This is a genomic window from Arthrobacter sp. TS-15 (genome assembly GCF_006964045.1).
Classification (GTDB): domain Bacteria; phylum Actinomycetota; class Actinomycetes; order Actinomycetales; family Micrococcaceae; genus Arthrobacter.
In genome coordinates this window covers 45,378-62,016 of the sequence record NZ_SDXQ01000028.1, presented here as the reverse complement: position 1 = coordinate 62,016, position 16,639 = coordinate 45,378, and the positions used below count along the sequence as shown (strand labels likewise).

Sequence of the window (16,639 nt, the reverse complement as noted above, 5' to 3'; positions counted from 1 at the left end):
TCAAAGTGGGTGGTAGCCGCACACCCTCCTAGGGCGCCTCCCTGGGCGAAGCGGTATCAAGAAGCCAAAACTACTCGTGGGCACACAAAAAATCCCCGGAACCAGTGGTTCCGGGGATTTTCCTTGGGTGGCAGATGAGGGATTCGAACCCCCGTAGGCGTTGCCAGCTGATTTACAGTCAGCCCCCTTTGGCCGCTCGGGTAATCTGCCGAACTTCAAAAGAAGATCACTTCCGGAGACCGTTTCTTTTAGATCCGGTAACCGAAGGCAGAGACAACCTTACAGAACTTTCGGCGAAGAATCTAATCGGCGCCTGACGCCCGGGATTTCGCGGGATTTCAGGCTTCTCCGAGGATCCTTCCGGCCAGTTTGGCCTCGAACTTTTCGGCCTGCTCGGCAGTGATCTGGTTGAGCTGCACAGCGCGCAGCAAGTCCGCATGCACTCCGTCCATACGGGAGGCAGCATCGGGAACCGGACTCAGAACAATCGATGCCGCCACAGCTGCTGCGGCTACAGCACTTGCTGCGGCGACTGCGGCCGTGCCAATGGACCCTGCTGCTGCAGAAGCGGACTTGCTGATGGATTGGACGGCCTTGCTGCTCATGCTGATCCTCCGTGGATGCGTTCTTCCAACTGGTTCAACTCTCAACCGCCCGCCTCTGTTCCAACCCTGCATGCGCTGTGAGCGAACTGTGAATGAACTGCCCGGCCCCAACCGACGCCTTCCGTACTAGGCTGGATGCCAGACCAACCCGCCCTCACAGGGCCCCCAACCTAAGGAGAGTCATGGCAGGCGAATCCACATTCGACGTCGTAAGCAAAGTAGACAAGCAAGAGGTTGCCAACGCGCTGAACCAGTCCCAGAAGGAAATTGCGCAGCGATACGACTTCAAGGGCGTCGGCGCTGAGATCGACTTCAGCGGCGAGAAGATCCTCATGAAGGCCAACTCCGAGGACCGCGTCCTGGCTGTCCTGGATGTCTTCCAGTCCAAGCTCATCAAGCGCGGCATCTCCCTGAAGTCCCTCGACCAGGGCGAACCTTTCCCTTCCGGCAAGGAGTTCCGCCTGGAGTGCACCATCAAGGAGGGCATCGCCCAGGACATCGCCAAAAAGATCAACAAGATCATCCGCGATGAGGCCCCTAAGTCCGTCAAGTCCCAGATCCAAGGCGACGAACTTCGCGTCACCTCCAAGTCGCGTGATGACCTGCAGGAGACCATGAACATCCTCAAGAAGTTCGAAGAGGCTGACCTGCAGTTTGTAAACTTCCGCAGCTAGTCCCCTCCTAAAACGTCGCTGGCCCGCTTTNNAAAGCGGGCCAGCGACGTTTATGCCAATTACAAAAGCGGTCGCCCGGCCATCCGTTCCAGTCGGTTGATCCGTTCCTTCATGGGCGGGTGCGTGGAGAACATACGCCGCATGCCACCACCGCGGAACGGGTTGGCGATCATCAGGTGTGAGGCGTTGACCAGCCGCTGGTCCTGCGGGAGCGGCAACTGGGTGACGCCGGATTCGATCTTGCGCAGAGCTGAGGCGAGCGCCAACGGATCGCCGGTGAGCTCCGCGCCGTCCTCATCGGCGTCGAATTCGCGGGTGCGGGATATCGCCATCTGGATCAGCGACGCTGCGAATGGCGCGAGCAGGGCCATGGCGATGGTGGCCAGCGGGTTGGCGTTGCGCCGGTCGCCGCTGCCGAAGATCAGCAGCATCTGGCCTACGGAAGTGATGACGCCGGCCACGGCAGCAGCTACCGACGAAGTGAGGATGTCGCGGTTGTACACGTGCATCAGCTCATGACCCAGGACGCCCCTGAGTTCACGGGCATCCAGCAGATGGAGGATCCCCTCGGTGCAGCACACGGCAGCGTTCTTGGGATTGCGACCGGTGGCGAAGGCGTTGGGCGTCATGGTGGGTGAAAGGTAGATACGGGGCATGGGTTTGTTGGCACGTGCGGACAACTCCCGAACAATCTGGTAGAGCTGCGGTGCCTGCGCCTCGGTGACCGGGTAGGCGGCCATGGAGCGTATGGCGATCTTGTCGCTGTTCCAGTAGCCATAAGCAGTGGTTCCCACACCGATCAACGCCATGATCCAGATGGGCGTGGTACTGCGCGTCCCGGCCGCGATGATGGCGCCCAAACCCAACAACACCGCCCACAGCACACCAAAGAGCGCCGCGGTCTTGAGTCCATTGTTGTGTTTATGCACGGTAGATCTGGTCACTTTCCTCGGCTGTGGCAGGGGTTCTGTACGGATTAACGCCGACGGCGGCCGTCGTGTTCCGTTGTCAGCCTACGTTGCGGGGCCCGCTACGCAGGGTAAACGTCCCCGAAACCCTGCAGAGCAGGCCTCGCAACGCAAAAGGGGCTACGCGAAACGGCCCGGACGCCAAGGCGTGACCCTTGTGGCCTAGGGCACCGGATGCTTGGCGTCGTAGGCGACGAATCCGGGCTGCATTCGCGAAGCCACCCAGGCCAGGACTATGCAGAGAAGTCCCCCAAGGAGCAACACTCCGCCTTCACTCAGGAACTGGGTGACACCGCCGGCCAGCATGTCCCCCACTCGGGGACCTCCGGCCACCACCACGATGAACACACCCTGAAGCCGCCCCCTCATGTGGTCCGGCGTGGCTGACTGGAGGATGGTGGTACGGAAGACGGCGCTAATGGAGTCCGAGATCCCTGCGAGGGCGCAACACAGCGCGGCGGGGATCAGCCAGGCGGTGACGCCACCCTTCCCTGAGTCGCCGGCCAGCAGCACCACCAGCCCAAAACCGGCAATGGACGCGCCCCAGCCGATCACCGACCACACCACGGCGCTGCCCTGCTTGCGGACTCTCCCCAGGGGCCCTGAAAAGAGCCCGGCCAGGAAAGCACCCACGGCTGTGGAGGCAAGCAGAACACCCACCGTGGTTTCGCCTCCGCCGATCATTACTGCCCCGATGGCCGGCATCAAGGCCCGGGGTTGGGCGCAGATCATGGCAATGAGGTCGATGATGAAGGTCATGCGTACGTTGGGCCGGGTGCCGAGGAACCGGAAGCCCTCCACCACGGAACGCAGCCCCGGCCGCACGGCATCCTTGGACGGTGGGAGGGGTGGGAGTTTGAAGAGCCCCCACAGTGCGAACGTGAAGCTGATGACGTCAATGGTGTAGGTCCAACCGAAGCCGATGGTGGCTACGAGCACGCCTGCCAGGAGTGGCCCTGCGGTCATGGACAGCCCAAACGTCAGCATGCTCAGGGCATTGGCCGCGGGAAGCAGATCCTTGCGGACCAGGAGCGGAATGATGGCACTGCGGGCCGGGCCGTTGATGCCTTGGGCGCCGCTTTGTACGGCCACCAGCGCATAAAGGAGCCAGATGTTTCCGATTTCCAGCCACGCCTGCAAGGCCAGGGCGGCCGTGGTGGCCCATAGGACAAGCGAAGCAACGAGGGCAACTTTGCGGCGATCGTAGGCGTCCGAAACGGAGCCTCCGTAAAGCCCGGCGATGACCAAGGGCACCAGCGCAAAGATGCCCAGGAGGCCCACGTAGAAGCTCTCCTGTGTGAGCCGGTAGACCTCCAGGCTAACGGCCACCAAGGTCAATTGGGTTCCTATGGCAGCTACCGAGGCCCCCAGCCAGAGCCGCCGAAAAGCCGGGCTCTCCTTCAAAGGGGTGATATCTGCCAATAGTTTCGCCACCGTCTTACCCTAACTACCCCTGAGGCAACCTCCCGTAACTCTCCCCGCCTTCAATAACGCTTGGTAGGCTCACCCCGGGGAAGGAGTTGACATGGGCTTGGAGCGACGATTGCTGTACCGTTCGGGGTTTTGGGAAATAGCCCGGCCGCGCCACCCCCTCACGGCCGGGCACATCCTGATCCGGTTGTCTGACCCTGCCACCGAGTTCGCCCATGCATCAGCGACCGACTGGCTTTTCTGCCACAACCTTGTGCGCGCAGCACTCCATGACGTGTTGGGGGCAACCCGCTACGCGGTGATGTTCGCCCACCGTTGGCATCCGCTGGGCTCCGCCATCGGCGAGCCTGTGGCTGAGTCTTCAACACCTACGTTCCATCTGTTCGGGCGCTGGGACGGAGAAACCACGACGCCGGGGGCTCAGCTTTCGTTGCCGGCCCACCGTCGTCTCGGGGAGCCTGATCACTTGGAAGCTACCGATGCCGCCGTCCGTGAGGCGCTGCGGCGGAGGCGGCCAGAAGCCGCCATGAGTTCTGAGCCGGGGGCGGGCGACGCCGTCGAGCCTTCCACTATTCCCGGTCCGCTGGTGCGGGCGGTGCAAGCAGGACCGCACCACACAGTGATTGAGCCTGTCCGGGCGGTGGCGCTGGTCCGTGATGTTTTGCCGGCGGAGTTGCTGGCCATGGCGGCCGCCTTGGCTGAGCTTCCCTTGAGCGGGGGTCTGAGCGGATTCAGCTGCCTGGCACTGGAATCGGAGACAGCAGGTAGTCCGCTGCGGGTCCATGCGCTGGGCCGATCCGCGGCAGAGGAAGCCAATCCGCTGGAAGCGCTGATGAGTTCACCGGAAGTTAGCCTTGCCTTATTGTGAACTCCTCAAAATAAGTGTTTCAATGAGTGCATGACAGATCACACAGCCGAGCAAGCAGAATGGGCAGCCGCCCTGCATGCCCACGGCCGGCGTGTGACAAAACAGCGGCTGGCAGTGCTCGCCGCAGTCCAGCACCATCCGCACTCCCCGGCAGAAGGCATTCTTGCCGCTGCCCGCACAGAGCTTCCTGAACTGACGGCGCAGTCCGTTTATGTTGTGCTCAGCGACCTCACGGACCTGCAGATGCTGCGCCGCTTTGAACCGCCGCACTCCCCTGCGCTGTACGAAACCCGCGTGGGCGACAACCACCATCACGCCGTCTGTATCAGCTGCGGCAAGGTGGAGGACGTGGATTGCGCCGTGGGCCACGCCCCGTGCCTCACACCGCATTGGGATGAGAATTCCAAGCCCATGACCATTCAGATCGCAGATGTCCTGTACCAAGGCATCTGCCAGGACTGCCAGTCCAAACAACAGCTTCCCGTAACTTCCGTAACTCAGAAATAAGAAAAAGGAGAACAATGACTGCCATTTCAACGACTCAGTCAGGTGCCCCCGTTACGTCCGACGCGCACTCGAAGTCCGTCGGCGCTGACGGTGCCATCATCCTCACCGACCACTACCTGGTGGAAAAGCTTGCGCAGTTCAACCGCGAGCGGGTGCCGGAGCGCGTAGTGCACGCCAAGGGTGGCGGCGCATTCGGTACGTTCAAGACCACCTCGGACGTTTCGGCGTACACCAAGGCAGCTTTCCTTCAGCCGGGCGTCGAGACGGACATGCTGATCCGTTTCTCCTCCGTCGCAGGCGAGAACGGTTCTCCCGATACCTGGCGCGACCCCCGCGGTTTCGCCGTGAAGTTCTACACCTCCGAGGGCAACTACGACCTCGTTGGCAACAACACCCCCGTCTTCTTCATCCGCGACGGCATCAAGTTCCCGGACTTCATCCACTCCCAGAAGCGCCTCCCGGGCAGCCACCTGCGTGACGCTGACATGCAGTGGGACTTCTGGACCCTCTCCCCCGAGTCCGCCCACCAGGTCACCTGGCTTATGGGCGACCGCGGCCTCCCGGCTTCCTGGCGTGAAATGCAGGGCTACGGCTCGCACACCTACCAGTGGATCAACGCCGCCGGTGAGCGCTTCTGGGTCAAGTACCACTTCAAGTCCAACCAGGGCGTCAAGACCATCACCGGTGACCAGGCTGAGCAGCTTGCCGGCTCGGACGCGGACTTCTACATCCGCGACCTCCAGGAGAACATTGCCGATGGCAACTTCCCCTCCTGGGAACTGCACGTCCAGGTCATGCCTTACGAGGATGCCAAGACGTACCGCTTCAACCCGTTCGACCTCACCAAGGTCTGGCCGCACTCTGACTACCCGCTGATCCACGTGGGCACCATGGAGCTGAACAAGAACCCGGAGAACTACTTCGCGCAGATCGAGCAGGCCACCTTCGCGCCGTCGAACTTCGTACCGGGCATTGCCGCTTCCCCGGACAAGATGCTGCAGGCCCGCATCTTCTCCTACGCCGACGCACACCGTTACCGCGTGGGCACCAACCACGCACAGATCCCGGTGAACCAGCCGAAGAACCAGGTCAACAACTACAGCCAGGACGGCCAGGGTCGTTTCCTGTTCAATTCCCCCTCCACCCCGGTGTACGCACCGAACTCGGTGGGTGGCCCGGCTGCTGTTGAGCCGACTTCACCGGCTGGCGGCTGGGAGAACGACGGCGAGCTCACCCTCTCCGCCCACACCCTGCACGCTGAGGACGACGACTTCGGCCAGGCCGGGACCCTGTACCGCGAGGTCTACGACGACGCCGCAAAGGCCCGCCTCCTGGACACCATCACCGGTGCCGTTGGCGGCGTGAAGAACGCCGACATCAAGGAACGCGCCATCCAGTACTGGACCAACGTTGACTCCGAGCTTGGCGCCAAGCTCCGCGCCAACCTCGGTGCAGGCCAGACCGAGTCCGACGCCGAAGCAGCCAACAAGCTCTAAGCGTCATTGCCTCACTGCATTTCCAGGAACACCCCGTTGCGGCTTCTCCGCAGCGGGGTGTTCCTTTTGTTTTCCACATAGCCCTCCCCGGCTATGGCTGAGCCTGTATCGCCGTCCCTAGGATCCTTCTATGAGCACATTCGAAGGCATCCCTACCGCCGCATTCCGTTTCTACGCCGAGCTTGAAGAGAACAACAACCGTGAGTGGTGGCTGGAACACAAAACAACGTACGACGCCGAGGTGAAGCAACCGCTGGTATCGCTCCTTTCGGAGCTGGAGCCGGAGTTCGGGCCGGCAAAGATCTTTCGGCCGAACAGGGACGTCAGGTTTTCCCCGGACAAGTCCCCGTACAAGACAGCTCAAGGGGCTTTTGCTGCCGGGCAGGAGGGCGTGGGCTTCTATCTGCAAATCAGCGCCGACGGCCTGCTGATCGGCGGCGGCTACCACTCCCACACACCGGCGCAACTGGCACGTTTCCGGGCTGCAGTGGACGCCCCTGAGAGCGGATTGGAGCTCCAGAAGATTGTGGATGCGGTGGCGGCGGCAGGTTTCGCCATTGAAGGTGAGAGACTCAAGACCGTTCCGCGAGGTTTCGATAAGGACCATCCACGGGCCGAGCTTCTCAAGCACAAGTCCTTGTCAGCGGGCGTAGAGGTGGGCCAACCGGAGTGGGTGTCCACGTCCGCAGCCCGTCAAGAGATTACTGCCCGGTGGGAAGTGCTGAGGCCGCTGGTTGAATGGGTGGGTGAGCATGCAGCGCCGTAGCCGAGGCGAGGCTGGCGCGAACCGATGCCGGCGCGAACCGATGCCGGCGCGAGCCGAGGCTGGTGCCGCTTCAGCCGCCACGCAAAAGCGCCCGGAAACCGATGGTTCGTAAACCGATGGTTCCCGGGCGCCTAGAGAGCTATTTAGACGACTGGTACAGCTGTGTCAGGCAGCTGTCTGACAAGCTGCTCACATTGGTCTATACCTTGGTGAAGGTATCCTCGTCCTCGCCGCCCTTGCCCTGACGGCCTTCCGGGCTGCTGTTGACAGAGGCCCTGGCTACAGCGAACTTCTCGTTCAGCCGCGAGTGGCGCTGGCCGTAAGCGAAGTAGATGCCCATGCCGATGACCAGCCAGATGGCGAAGAAGATCCAGGTTTCAACGGCGAGGTTGGTCATGAGGTAGAAGCAGAGTACTGCGGAGACCCACGGCAGGACCTTGCCGAACGGGACACGGAAGGCAGGCTTCAGGTCCGGGCGCTTCTTGCGGAGCACCAGGATGCCCAGGCTCACCATCACGAACGCAGAGAGCGTCCCGATGTTGATCATTTCCTCGAGCAAGTCCACCTTGGTTACGCCTGCCACAATGGCCACTGCTGCGCCACAGATGATCTGCAGGCGGGCCGGCGTGGAGCGTTTGTCGCTGGTCTTGGAAAGAGAACGCGGCAGGAGTCCGTCGCGGCTCATGGCAAGGACCACACGGGACAGGCCCATGAGCAGCACCATAATCACGGTGGTCAGGCCCACCAGGGAGCCAAATGCGATGATCTTGGCAGCATCAGTGTTACCCACGGCCTCAAAAGCCGTGGTCAGGGTGGGGTTCTTCACCTCGGCCAATTGCGTGTAGGAAACCATTCCCGTCAGCGCCAGGGAGACCAAAATGTAGAGAAGCGTGACCACTGCGAGGCCACCGAAGATGCCGCGGGGAAGGGTCTTCTGCGGGTTCTTGACTTCTTCCGCCGAGGTTGCCACCACGTCAAAGCCGATGAAGGCAAAGAACACCAGGGCTGCACCGGCGAAGACGCCGAGGGTTCCATATTGGGCGGGAGCAGCGCCGGTGAGGAAGCCGAAGAAGGACTGCTTCATGACGTCAGCGGCGCCGGATTCGGTGGGCTCCGAGGCAGGAATGAACGGCGTGTAGTTGGAGAACTTCACGTAGCTGAAGCCAACAACGATCACGAAGAGCACCACGGCGATCTTGATCAGGGTGAAGATGTTGCCAACACGGGCGGACAACTTTGTCCCCAGCACCAGCAGGACCGTGAAGATCGCAACAATCAGGAAGGCACCCCAGTAGAGGTCAACACCAGCCACTTGGAATGACGGCGGCATCTCCACGCCCATCAGGCCGAAGACCGTACTGAGGTAGATGCCCCAGTACTTGGCGATCACGGCAGCGGCGGTGAAGAGTTCAAGGATGAGGTTCCAGCCGATGATCCAAGCCAGGACCTCGCCCATGGTGGCATAAGTGAAGACGTAGGCGGAGCCTGCAACGGGGATCGCCGTGGCGAACTCGGCGTAGCACATGATGGCCAAAGCACACGTGACAGCGGCAATGGCAAACGAGATGGTGACGGCCGGGCCGGCAAAGTTTGCAGCAGCCTTGGCACCGACGGAGAAGATACCGGCGCCGACAGCAACGGCGACGCCCATGATCATCAGGTCCCAGGTACTGAGGCTGCGCTTCAGCTTACGCCCGGGCTCATCGGCATCGGCGATCGACTGCTCGATCGACTTGGTCCTGAAAATGTTCATAAAAATGCCACATTCTGGATGGGAGTGGTATAGGACTCATCAAGAATAGTGTCCGGCCAATGGACGACCATATTTATCCCAGATAGTGAGACGGCTTGTGAAAGGCGAGGCCGGTGGGATTGATGTGACGGAGGTCCGGTAACCCCCGTCACACCAGCTATCTGGCCCTAGATGCTAGGCACATCCCAGTCCATGAGGGTGGAACGAATCAGGAATCGCTTGCCCTCGGGTGACTCAACCGAGAAACCACTGCCTCGGCCGTTGACGACATCCACGGTCAGGTGGGTGTGGGACCAGTAATTGAACTGTTCCTTGGACATCCAAAACTCGAGCGGCTGCGGCTCTCCTCCGGTGCCGATATCGAACCTGCCGAGGAGAACGTCGGAATCGCCTGTCACGAACTCCCCCGCCGGAAAGCACATAGGGGCGGATCCATCGCAGCAGCCACCGGACTGATGGAACATGAGCGGCCCGTGCTGCTTCCAGAGCTTGCGGAGCAGGTCCACGGACACCGCGGTGAGCGCCACCCGGGAGAAATTTTCCCCGGGTAGCGTCACCGCGGCTTCTACGCTGATGTTGTTCATCAGAACTTCAGCACCACGCGGCCGTCGATCTTGGCGTGCTTCATCTCGTCAAACACAGCGTTGACCTCGGAGAGTTCCCTTGTTGAGACTGTGGGCTTGATCTTTCCCTGGGCATAGAACTCCAATGCTTCTTCAAGGTCCTGCCGCGTGCCCACAATGGAGCCCCGGACGGTCAGTCCCTTGAGGACGATCTCGAAGATCGGCGCAGGGAAGTCTCCCGGAGGCAAGCCGTTGAAGACGATGGTTCCACCACGCCGTGCCATGCCGATCGCCTGGCCGAATGCAGAGGGGTGGACTGCGGTCACCAAGACACCGTGGCAGCCGCCTGTTTCGCGCTGGATGACTTCCGCCGGATCCTCGTGCAAGGCATTGACCGTCAGTTCGGCGCCGTGCTCACGTGCCAGAGCCAGCTTGTCATCGGCAATGTCCACCGCGGCTACCCGCAGGCCCATGGCCACCGCGTACTGCACGGCGATGTGTCCCAGACCGCCGATGCCGGAGATGGTGACCCACTGGCCGGGCCTGGTCTCTGTCATCTTCAGGCCCTTGTACACAGTGACTCCAGCACACAGCACCGGAGCAACTTCAACGGGGTCCGAGCCCTCGGGAATCCGCGCCGCAAAGCGTGTATCCACCAGCATGTACTCCCCGAACGAGCCGTCCACGCTGTAGCCGCCGTTCTGCTGGGACTCGCACAGGGTTTCCCAGCCGGTCCGGCAGTACTGGCAGTCCCCGCAGGCAGACCACAACCAGGCATTCCCTACGAGGTCGCCCACGGCGACATCCGTGACGCCTTCCCCGAGGGCCACTACTTCTCCCACACCTTCATGGCCTGGGATAAACGGTGGCGTCGGCTTGACCGGCCAGTCGCCTTCGGCGGCGTGCAGGTCGGTATGACATACCCCCGACGTTATGAGACGGACCAGCGCCTGGCCTGGCCCCGGCGTCGGGCGTTCAACATCCTTGACCGTAAGGTCGGTTCCGAATTCCGTAACTACTGCAGCTCGCATGGTTGTAGTCATTGACGATCTCCTTTGATCTATACGAATAGTGGAAGTTTTTGTACAGCTGATGCCCCTAAGAACGCTCAATAAGGGCATCTGCTGTACAAAAACTCTTAGAAGAAGCCCAGCTTGTTCTCGTTGTAGCTGACCAGGAGGTTCTTGGTCTGCTGGTAGTGGTCCAGCATCATGGCGTGGTTCTCACGGCCAATACCTGAGGACTTGTAGCCGCCGAAAGCGGCACCTGCCGGGTAGGCGTGGTAGTTGTTGACCCACACACGGCCGGCCTGGATTTCCCGGCCTGCGCGGTAGGCCACGTTTCCGTTGCGCGACCAGACACCGGCGCCCAGGCCGTAAAGGGTGTCGTTGGCGATGCCGATTGCGTCGTTGTAGTCGCTGAACTTGGTGACGGACACTACCGGGCCGAAGATCTCCTCCTGGAAGATCCGCATCCGGTTATGGCCTTCGAAAATGGTGGGCTGGACGTAGTAGCCGCCGGCCAGGTCGCCTGACAGCTCCGCCCGGGCGCCACCGGTGAGCAGCTTGGCACCTTCCTGCTTTCCGATATCGATGTAGGACAGGATCTTCTCCAGCTGGTCATTGGATGCTTGGGCTCCAACCTGGGTCTCGGTGTCCAACGGGTTGCCCTGGATGATCTTGTTGGTCCGGGCCACGACGTCCGTCATGAAGGAATCGTAGATGCCCTCCTGGACCAGTGCCCGTGAGGGGCAGGTGCAGACTTCACCTTGGTTGAAGGCAAAAAGCGTGAAGCCTTCCTGGGCTTTGTCGTAGAAAGCATCGTTCTGGTCAGCGACGTCGTCGAAGAAGATGTTAGGGCTCTTGCCGCCCAGTTCCAGGGTGACCGGGATGAGGTTGTTGGAGGCGTACTGGCTGATCAGCCGGCCCGTGGTGGTCTCACCGGTGAAGGCGATCTTACGGATCCGCGAGCTGGAGGCGAGCGGCTTGCCGGCTTCAACGCCGAAACCGTTCACCACGTTCACCACGCCTGCCGGAAGCAGATCACCGATGAGTTCCATGAGAACCAGGATGGACGTGGGCGTCTGCTCAGCTGGCTTGAGCACCACGGCGTTGCCCGCTGCCAGCGCCGGCGCCAGCTTCCAGACTGCCATGAGGATGGGGAAGTTCCACGGGATGATCTGGCCAACCACACCCAGCGGCTCCTTGAAGTGGTAGGCCGTGGTGTCCTCGTCCAGCTGGGAGAGGTGGCCTTCCTGCGCACGAACGGCAGAGGCGAAGTAGCGGAAGTGGTCCGCCGCCAACGGGATGTCAGCGTTGAGGGTTTCACGGACGGGCTTGCCGTTGTCCCACGTTTCAGCGACCGCGAGGAGCTCCACATTCTCATCGATGCGGTCCGCGATCTTGTTCAGGATGGCTGCGCGTTCCGTGGCGGACGTCTTGCCCCACGAGGGTGCAACCTTGTGGGCGGCGTCCAGTGCCAGCTCGATGTCCTCGGAAGTGCCGCGGGCAACTTCGCAGAAAGCCTTGCCCGTAACAGGGGTGATGTTCTCGAAGTAGCCGCCCTTGACAGGGGCCACCCACTCGCCGCCGATCCAATTCTCGTAACGGTCCTTGAACGTGACCTTCGAACCCTCGGCACCCGGCTGTGCGTAAACAGTCATTGCTAGCTCCTTTGCTGCGAATCACGGTGGCTGTCGCCATTGATCCGAGCCTAGGAGCGGGGAGGTTGCAGCTACGTTGCAACCATGTGAGTCAGCTCACGCCTTCAGTTCCGTTTCGATCCGCTCAAGGTCTGCCACGACGGCGGCCCGCTTGGGCGAGCGAGGCGGCAGCAGCTTCAGGAGCGCAAGGCGGAGGTCGACGTCGTACTTCGCCTCGGGCAGCTCAGCGTACTTGAGGAGCGAATCAACGCTGCCGTCGCTGAGCAGCGCTTCGCGCAGCAGGTGCGAAACCCGCTCGCGCAACTGCACGACGCCGGGCGCCTCCGAACGTGGCAAGAGCGCACCTTTGTAGATTTCCAAGGCGATGCGGTGGGCGCCGCGCTGAAGGCAGCTAAGCACCTGGCCGGAATCGGGCAAGAGCTCAACCGGCAGACGGTAAGGACGGGACCCGGGGACCGCGTCCGGGCTGAGCTCTTGGATGACCTTGCGAAGCCGCACCATCTCCGCGCGAAGGGTCACCGCAGAGCCATCCCCCGGATACAGCTGCGTGCAGAGGTCTTCAGCACTGAGTCCGGCGGGCTGGCTGCTGAGGATGGCCAGGATTTCGCTGTGCCGGGCAGAGAGGGAAACCGTCCGCCCATCGATGCTGAGCAAGGCCTGGTCACGGCCCAACAGCTGCAGGCTGTTCCGGTACAGCGCGTGGCTGGAGGCGGCAGCCGCGCTCCGGCGTCGAGGTTTGTCCTTGACCGCTGCGGCAAGCTGAAGACGCTCGATCCGCAGCTGTGCCTGAGCGGCAGCAACTGTCGCCTCCACCAGGGAAAGGGTGTGCGCCGCCACGGCAGTCTCAGTGCCCGTGATGTCCACAACGCCCAGCACAGCGCCCGAATCGGGATCGTGGAAGGGAACAGCAGTGCAACTCCACGGATGAACGGAGCGCTTGAAGTGCTCCGCGCCCGAAATCTGGATACTGCGGTCCAAAGCAAGTGCGGTGCCGGGTGCGCTGGTGCCCACGGAGGCCTCGGACCAGTCAGCACCGGCCACGAACATCATGCCCTCAGCGCGGCGCTGCATCACCGGATCACCATCCACCCACAGAAGCCGGCCGACGTCGTCACCCACCGCCACCAGCAGGCCACTGTCATGGCTGGGCTGAACCAGGAGCTTCTTAATGACGGGCATGATGGTGGCCAAGGGATGCTGCCGGCGGTACTCCTCCAGCTCATCCTGGTCCATCGCGAGGGGCGCCTCGGGGACGTCCGGATTGGCCTGCAGGTTTGCCGAACGCTGCCAGGATTCACGAACCAAGCGGCGTAATCCAACAATGTCCTCCGGTGCCCCAAGGCGCAGGGAGTCCAAGCGTTCATGGCCAACCAGGGCATGCTTCTGCAGCAGCTCCGCGGCATCGCTGCCTGGAACGGGCGGATGGACTGGATTCCTCATCGAACTCCCTGATAGTCCGCAACAACAGTGCGCTGCACGTGTGGTGGGCGGGACAGTACCCAGCAGTCTAGTTCGGGGGCTGGAGTTTTTGTACAGCTAAGGCCCCCAAAGTGGTCGAATGAGGGCATCAGCTGTACAAAAACTCCCTCGTCAGCCGCGGGAGATCCGGATCATTTCCTCGCGGGGAACAACCTTGATGCGCTCACGGACTACGCCATTGCCATCTCCGTCACTGCCGGTCCACGCAGCACCCAGGGCGGCCTCGTGGGCATCCAGCCTGTTCCAGCCCTCCCACGTGGTGTACTCCACCCCGCGTTCTTCAAGGAGGTCGATGATCGCTTGCGGGTCCGGGTTTTCCGCCGGGGGCAGATTGAGCCTGTCCTCCAGGAGGAAGCCGATGGTCTCCAAAGCATCGCCCTTGGTGTGTCCGATCAGCCCCACCGGTCCGCGCTTGATCCAGCCCGTGGCGTAGATTCCCGGCACCGGGTTGCCATCGGAGTCCAGGACGCGACCGCCGTCGTTCGGTATGACGCCGCGGCGGGAGTCGTACTCCAGCTCTTCCAACGGCGAACCGTGGTAGCCGATTGCCCGGTAGACCGATTGGACAGGGTATTGAATGAACTCCCCGGTTCCCTTGACGTTACCCGTGCCATCCAGCTGCATGCGTTCGAACTTGATCCCGGAGACCTTGCCGGGCGTCTCAGGTGAGTCGAGAATCTCCACGGGACTGTGCAGGAAGTGCAAGTGCAGGCGGCGGGAGGAAGGCTGCTCCGATTCTGCGTGCTCCTCCACCAGCCAGTTGGTCATGGTGTTGACCATGGTCTTGATTTGGTTGTTGGTCTTGATCGCTTCATCGGAGGCCTCATCAAATTCGAAGTCCTCCGGGTACAGGACAATGTCCACGTCCTTGCAGTGGGACAACTCCCGAAGCTCCAACGGCGTGAACTTCACCTGGGCCGGGCCGCGACGGCCGAACACATGGACGTCGGTAACCGGCGACTTTTTCAGCCCGGCGTAGACATTGTCCGGGATCTCCGTGACCAGGAGTTCCTCAGGGTGCTTGACCAGCATCCGGGCCACATCCAAAGCCACGTTGCCATTGCCGATCACGGCGATCTCCTTGGCATCAAGCGGCCAGTCGCGGGGAACGTCCGGGTGTCCGTCGTACCAGGACACGAAGTCAGCGCCCCCGAAAGAACCCTCCATACCGACGCCCGGGATGTTCAGGTCTGCGTCCTTGATGGCACCGGTAGAGAAAATCACGGCGTCGTAGAAAGCACGGAAATCGTGGAGCGTGAGGTCCTTGCCGTAGGTCACGTTACCCAGGAAACGGATGTCGCCGCGGTCCAGGACCTTGTGCAGTGCGTTGACGATGCCCTTGATCCGGGGGTGGTCCGGGGCCACCCCGTAGCGGATCAGCCCGTAGGGCGCCGGATATGCCTCGAAGAGATCAATGCTGACCTCCACCTGCCCGTCCTTGACCTCATTGGATTTGGTCAGGATGTCCGCGGCGTACACACCTGCGGGTCCCGCGCCGACGATCGCGACGCGAAGCGGACGATTGGGGGTTGTTGCGGCTGAGTTGGACACCGTTAGCCCTTCCGAAGCAGTGAGCCACGCCATTGTGTGGGGCGCGCAGATTCCAATTCTAGATGTCCACCCCACACCGGGCCGCCTATATGGCAGGAGTCACAGAAATTAGTAAAGATTGCGGAATATTGCGGGGGGAGGTGGCGTTGGCGACATTGTGTCGACTCCGGATCAGATAGCTGCCAACCCACCCTCTTCAAACCAGCCAACGACGGCGACCGTCGGCGGCGGCGTTGGTGGTACCGGCGGTTCCGGTAAAGCGGGCGGCAAGCCCATGAGGAGCGAGTCGACCGCGGGAATCCTGTTCGGCATCGGCGCTTACGGCCTGTGGGGCCTGCTTCCGCTGTACTTCTTTGTCCTGATGCCGGCCAGCGCCATCGAGATCGTAGCCAACCGGATCGTGTGGTCCTTGATCTTCTGTGCCCTGCTCATCACCATCACCCGGGCCTGGCGGGTTTTCGGCGCTGCGGTTAAGGACCGCACTGTGTTCGGCCCGTTAGCCTTGGCTGCTGTGCTGATTGCCATCAACTGGCTTACATATACCTTTGGTGTCACCACCGGGCACGCCGTTGAGACGTCTCTGGGCTATTTCATCAACCCGTTGGTTTCGGTGTTGCTCGGCGTTTTCGTCCTGAAGGAGAAGCTGCGTCCCCTGCAGTGGGCAGCTGTGGGCATCGGGTTCGTAGCCGTTGGGGTGCTGACGTTCTCCTACGGGCAGCTTCCCTGGATCGCCTTGATCCTCGCGTTCAGCTTTGGCCTCTACGGCTTCGTCAAGAAGCGCGTAGGACCCAAGGTTGACGCCCTCACCAGCCTTAGCGTCGAGACCGTGGTGTTGGCTCCCCTCGCCGGTATCACCATGGTTGTCCTGGGCGTGACGGGCGCTGCAACGCTCACCACCCAAGGCGCCGGCCACTTCTGGTTGCTGGTGGCCTCGGGCGTGATCACCGCCGTTCCGCTGCTCTTCTTCGGTGCCTCCGCACGCCGCCTGCCCATGACCACCATCGGGCTGCTGCAGTATTTTGCCCCGGTCCTCCAGTTCATTGTGGCGCTGACGGTGTTCCATGAAACCATGACCACGGCCCGCTGGATCGGTTTCTGCGTGGTGTGGTTGGCCCTGGTTTTGCTGACAGTGGACATGCTCCGGACCACGCGCAAGAACTCCGTCATGAAAAAGCAGGCCCGACGCGAGGCAACGGCCGCCGCGTAGCCCGGAGCCGCCGTCGAGACCGCGGGAAAGGTGCGAGACCACCCCGAGCCGACCAGCGAACCCGCAGCTTTCCCGCGAACTCAGCGGAAACCAAAAAGCAGGGCCGGAT

General features: G+C 61.9%; 15 protein-coding genes and 1 tRNA gene. 6 read left to right on the top strand and 10 right to left on the bottom strand.

The genetic code is table 11. The features are described 5' to 3' along the window. Positions 1-128 precede the first annotated feature (128 nt). Positions 129-210, bottom strand: a tRNA-Tyr gene (locus EU811_RS09850). 128 nt (positions 211-338) lie between these two features. Then, on the bottom strand, positions 339-605 hold the full coding sequence (locus EU811_RS09845) for a hypothetical protein (protein WP_017200186.1): 267 nt from the start codon (positions 603-605) through the stop codon (positions 339-341). A gap of 182 nt (positions 606-787) precedes the next feature. Between EU811_RS09845 and EU811_RS09840 the strand changes: the two genes are divergently transcribed. Continuing rightward, positions 788-1,279 (top strand): YajQ family cyclic di-GMP-binding protein, encoded by a 492-nt coding sequence (locus EU811_RS09840; RefSeq protein ID WP_017200185.1) that lies wholly within the window; start codon positions 788-790, stop codon positions 1,277-1,279. A 59-nt stretch (positions 1,280-1,338) separates the two neighbouring features. On the opposite strand, the gene htpX is transcribed toward EU811_RS09840, so the two are convergent. Both htpX and EU811_RS09830 read right to left on the bottom strand, forming a co-directional pair. Continuing rightward, the gene (gene htpX, locus EU811_RS09835) at positions 1,339-2,208 is read right to left on the bottom strand and encodes a zinc metalloprotease HtpX (RefSeq protein WP_142938350.1); all 870 of its coding nucleotides are present in this window, start codon (positions 2,206-2,208) and stop codon (positions 1,339-1,341) included. Between the two features lie 201 nt (positions 2,209-2,409). Then, positions 2,410-3,681 (bottom strand): MFS transporter, encoded by a 1,272-nt coding sequence (locus EU811_RS09830; RefSeq protein ID WP_142938284.1) that lies wholly within the window; start codon positions 3,679-3,681, stop codon positions 2,410-2,412. Between the two features lie 91 nt (positions 3,682-3,772). Between EU811_RS09830 and EU811_RS09825 the strand changes: the two genes are divergently transcribed. The 4 genes from EU811_RS09825 (at position 3,773) to EU811_RS09810 (ending at position 7,315) form a co-directional block, all read left to right on the top strand. Continuing rightward, complete coding sequence (locus EU811_RS09825; RefSeq protein WP_142938283.1) at positions 3,773-4,546, top strand: hypothetical protein; 774 nt, start codon at positions 3,773-3,775, stop codon at positions 4,544-4,546. 30 nt (positions 4,547-4,576) lie between these two features. Beyond that, complete coding sequence (locus EU811_RS09820; protein ID WP_142938282.1) at positions 4,577-5,053, top strand: Fur family transcriptional regulator; 477 nt, start codon at positions 4,577-4,579, stop codon at positions 5,051-5,053. A gap of 14 nt (positions 5,054-5,067) precedes the next feature. Continuing rightward, entirely contained in the window at positions 5,068-6,549 is a 1,482-nt protein-coding gene (locus tag EU811_RS09815) for a catalase (protein WP_026539710.1), read from the top strand. 130 nt (positions 6,550-6,679) lie between these two features. Beyond that, positions 6,680-7,315, top strand: coding sequence for a DUF2461 domain-containing protein (locus tag EU811_RS09810; RefSeq protein ID WP_142938281.1), 636 nt, complete (start codon positions 6,680-6,682; stop codon positions 7,313-7,315). Positions 7,316-7,514: 199 nt separating this feature from the next. Here EU811_RS09810 and EU811_RS09805 read toward each other — a convergent pair whose 3' ends face one another. The 6 genes from EU811_RS09805 to EU811_RS09780 form a co-directional block, all read right to left on the bottom strand. After that, positions 7,515-9,068 carry an amino acid permease gene (locus EU811_RS09805; protein WP_142938280.1) on the bottom strand — a complete coding sequence of 518 codons (1,554 nt, stop codon included), beginning with the start codon at positions 9,066-9,068 and terminating at the stop codon, positions 7,515-7,517. A 167-nt stretch (positions 9,069-9,235) separates the two neighbouring features. Beyond that, positions 9,236-9,652: a DUF779 domain-containing protein gene (locus tag EU811_RS09800; RefSeq protein ID WP_142938279.1), complete on the bottom strand. Its 417-nt coding sequence runs from the start codon at positions 9,650-9,652 to the stop codon at positions 9,236-9,238. Beyond that, positions 9,652-10,674 carry an alcohol dehydrogenase AdhP gene (adhP, locus tag EU811_RS09795; RefSeq protein WP_187697113.1) on the bottom strand — a complete coding sequence of 341 codons (1,023 nt, stop codon included), beginning with the start codon at positions 10,672-10,674 and terminating at the stop codon, positions 9,652-9,654. Before adhP ends, EU811_RS09800 begins: the two co-directional genes overlap by 1 nt. Positions 10,675-10,769: 95 nt before the next feature. Beyond that, positions 10,770-12,293 (bottom strand): acetaldehyde dehydrogenase ExaC, encoded by a 1,524-nt coding sequence (gene exaC / locus EU811_RS09790; protein ID WP_142938278.1) that lies wholly within the window; start codon positions 12,291-12,293, stop codon positions 10,770-10,772. A gap of 96 nt (positions 12,294-12,389) precedes the next feature. Further along, positions 12,390-13,733: a GAF domain-containing protein gene (locus EU811_RS09785; protein ID WP_142938277.1), complete on the bottom strand. Its 1,344-nt coding sequence runs from the start codon at positions 13,731-13,733 to the stop codon at positions 12,390-12,392. A gap of 150 nt (positions 13,734-13,883) precedes the next feature. After that, complete coding sequence (locus EU811_RS09780) at positions 13,884-15,356, bottom strand: FAD-dependent oxidoreductase (protein WP_284705278.1); 1,473 nt, start codon at positions 15,354-15,356, stop codon at positions 13,884-13,886. An 85-nt stretch (positions 15,357-15,441) separates the two neighbouring features. On the opposite strand from EU811_RS09780, the gene rarD reads away from it, so the two are divergent. Further along, on the top strand, positions 15,442-16,530 hold the full coding sequence (rarD, locus tag EU811_RS09775; RefSeq protein WP_142938275.1) for an EamA family transporter RarD: 1,089 nt from the start codon (positions 15,442-15,444) through the stop codon (positions 16,528-16,530). Positions 16,531-16,639: the final 109 nt, after the last annotated feature.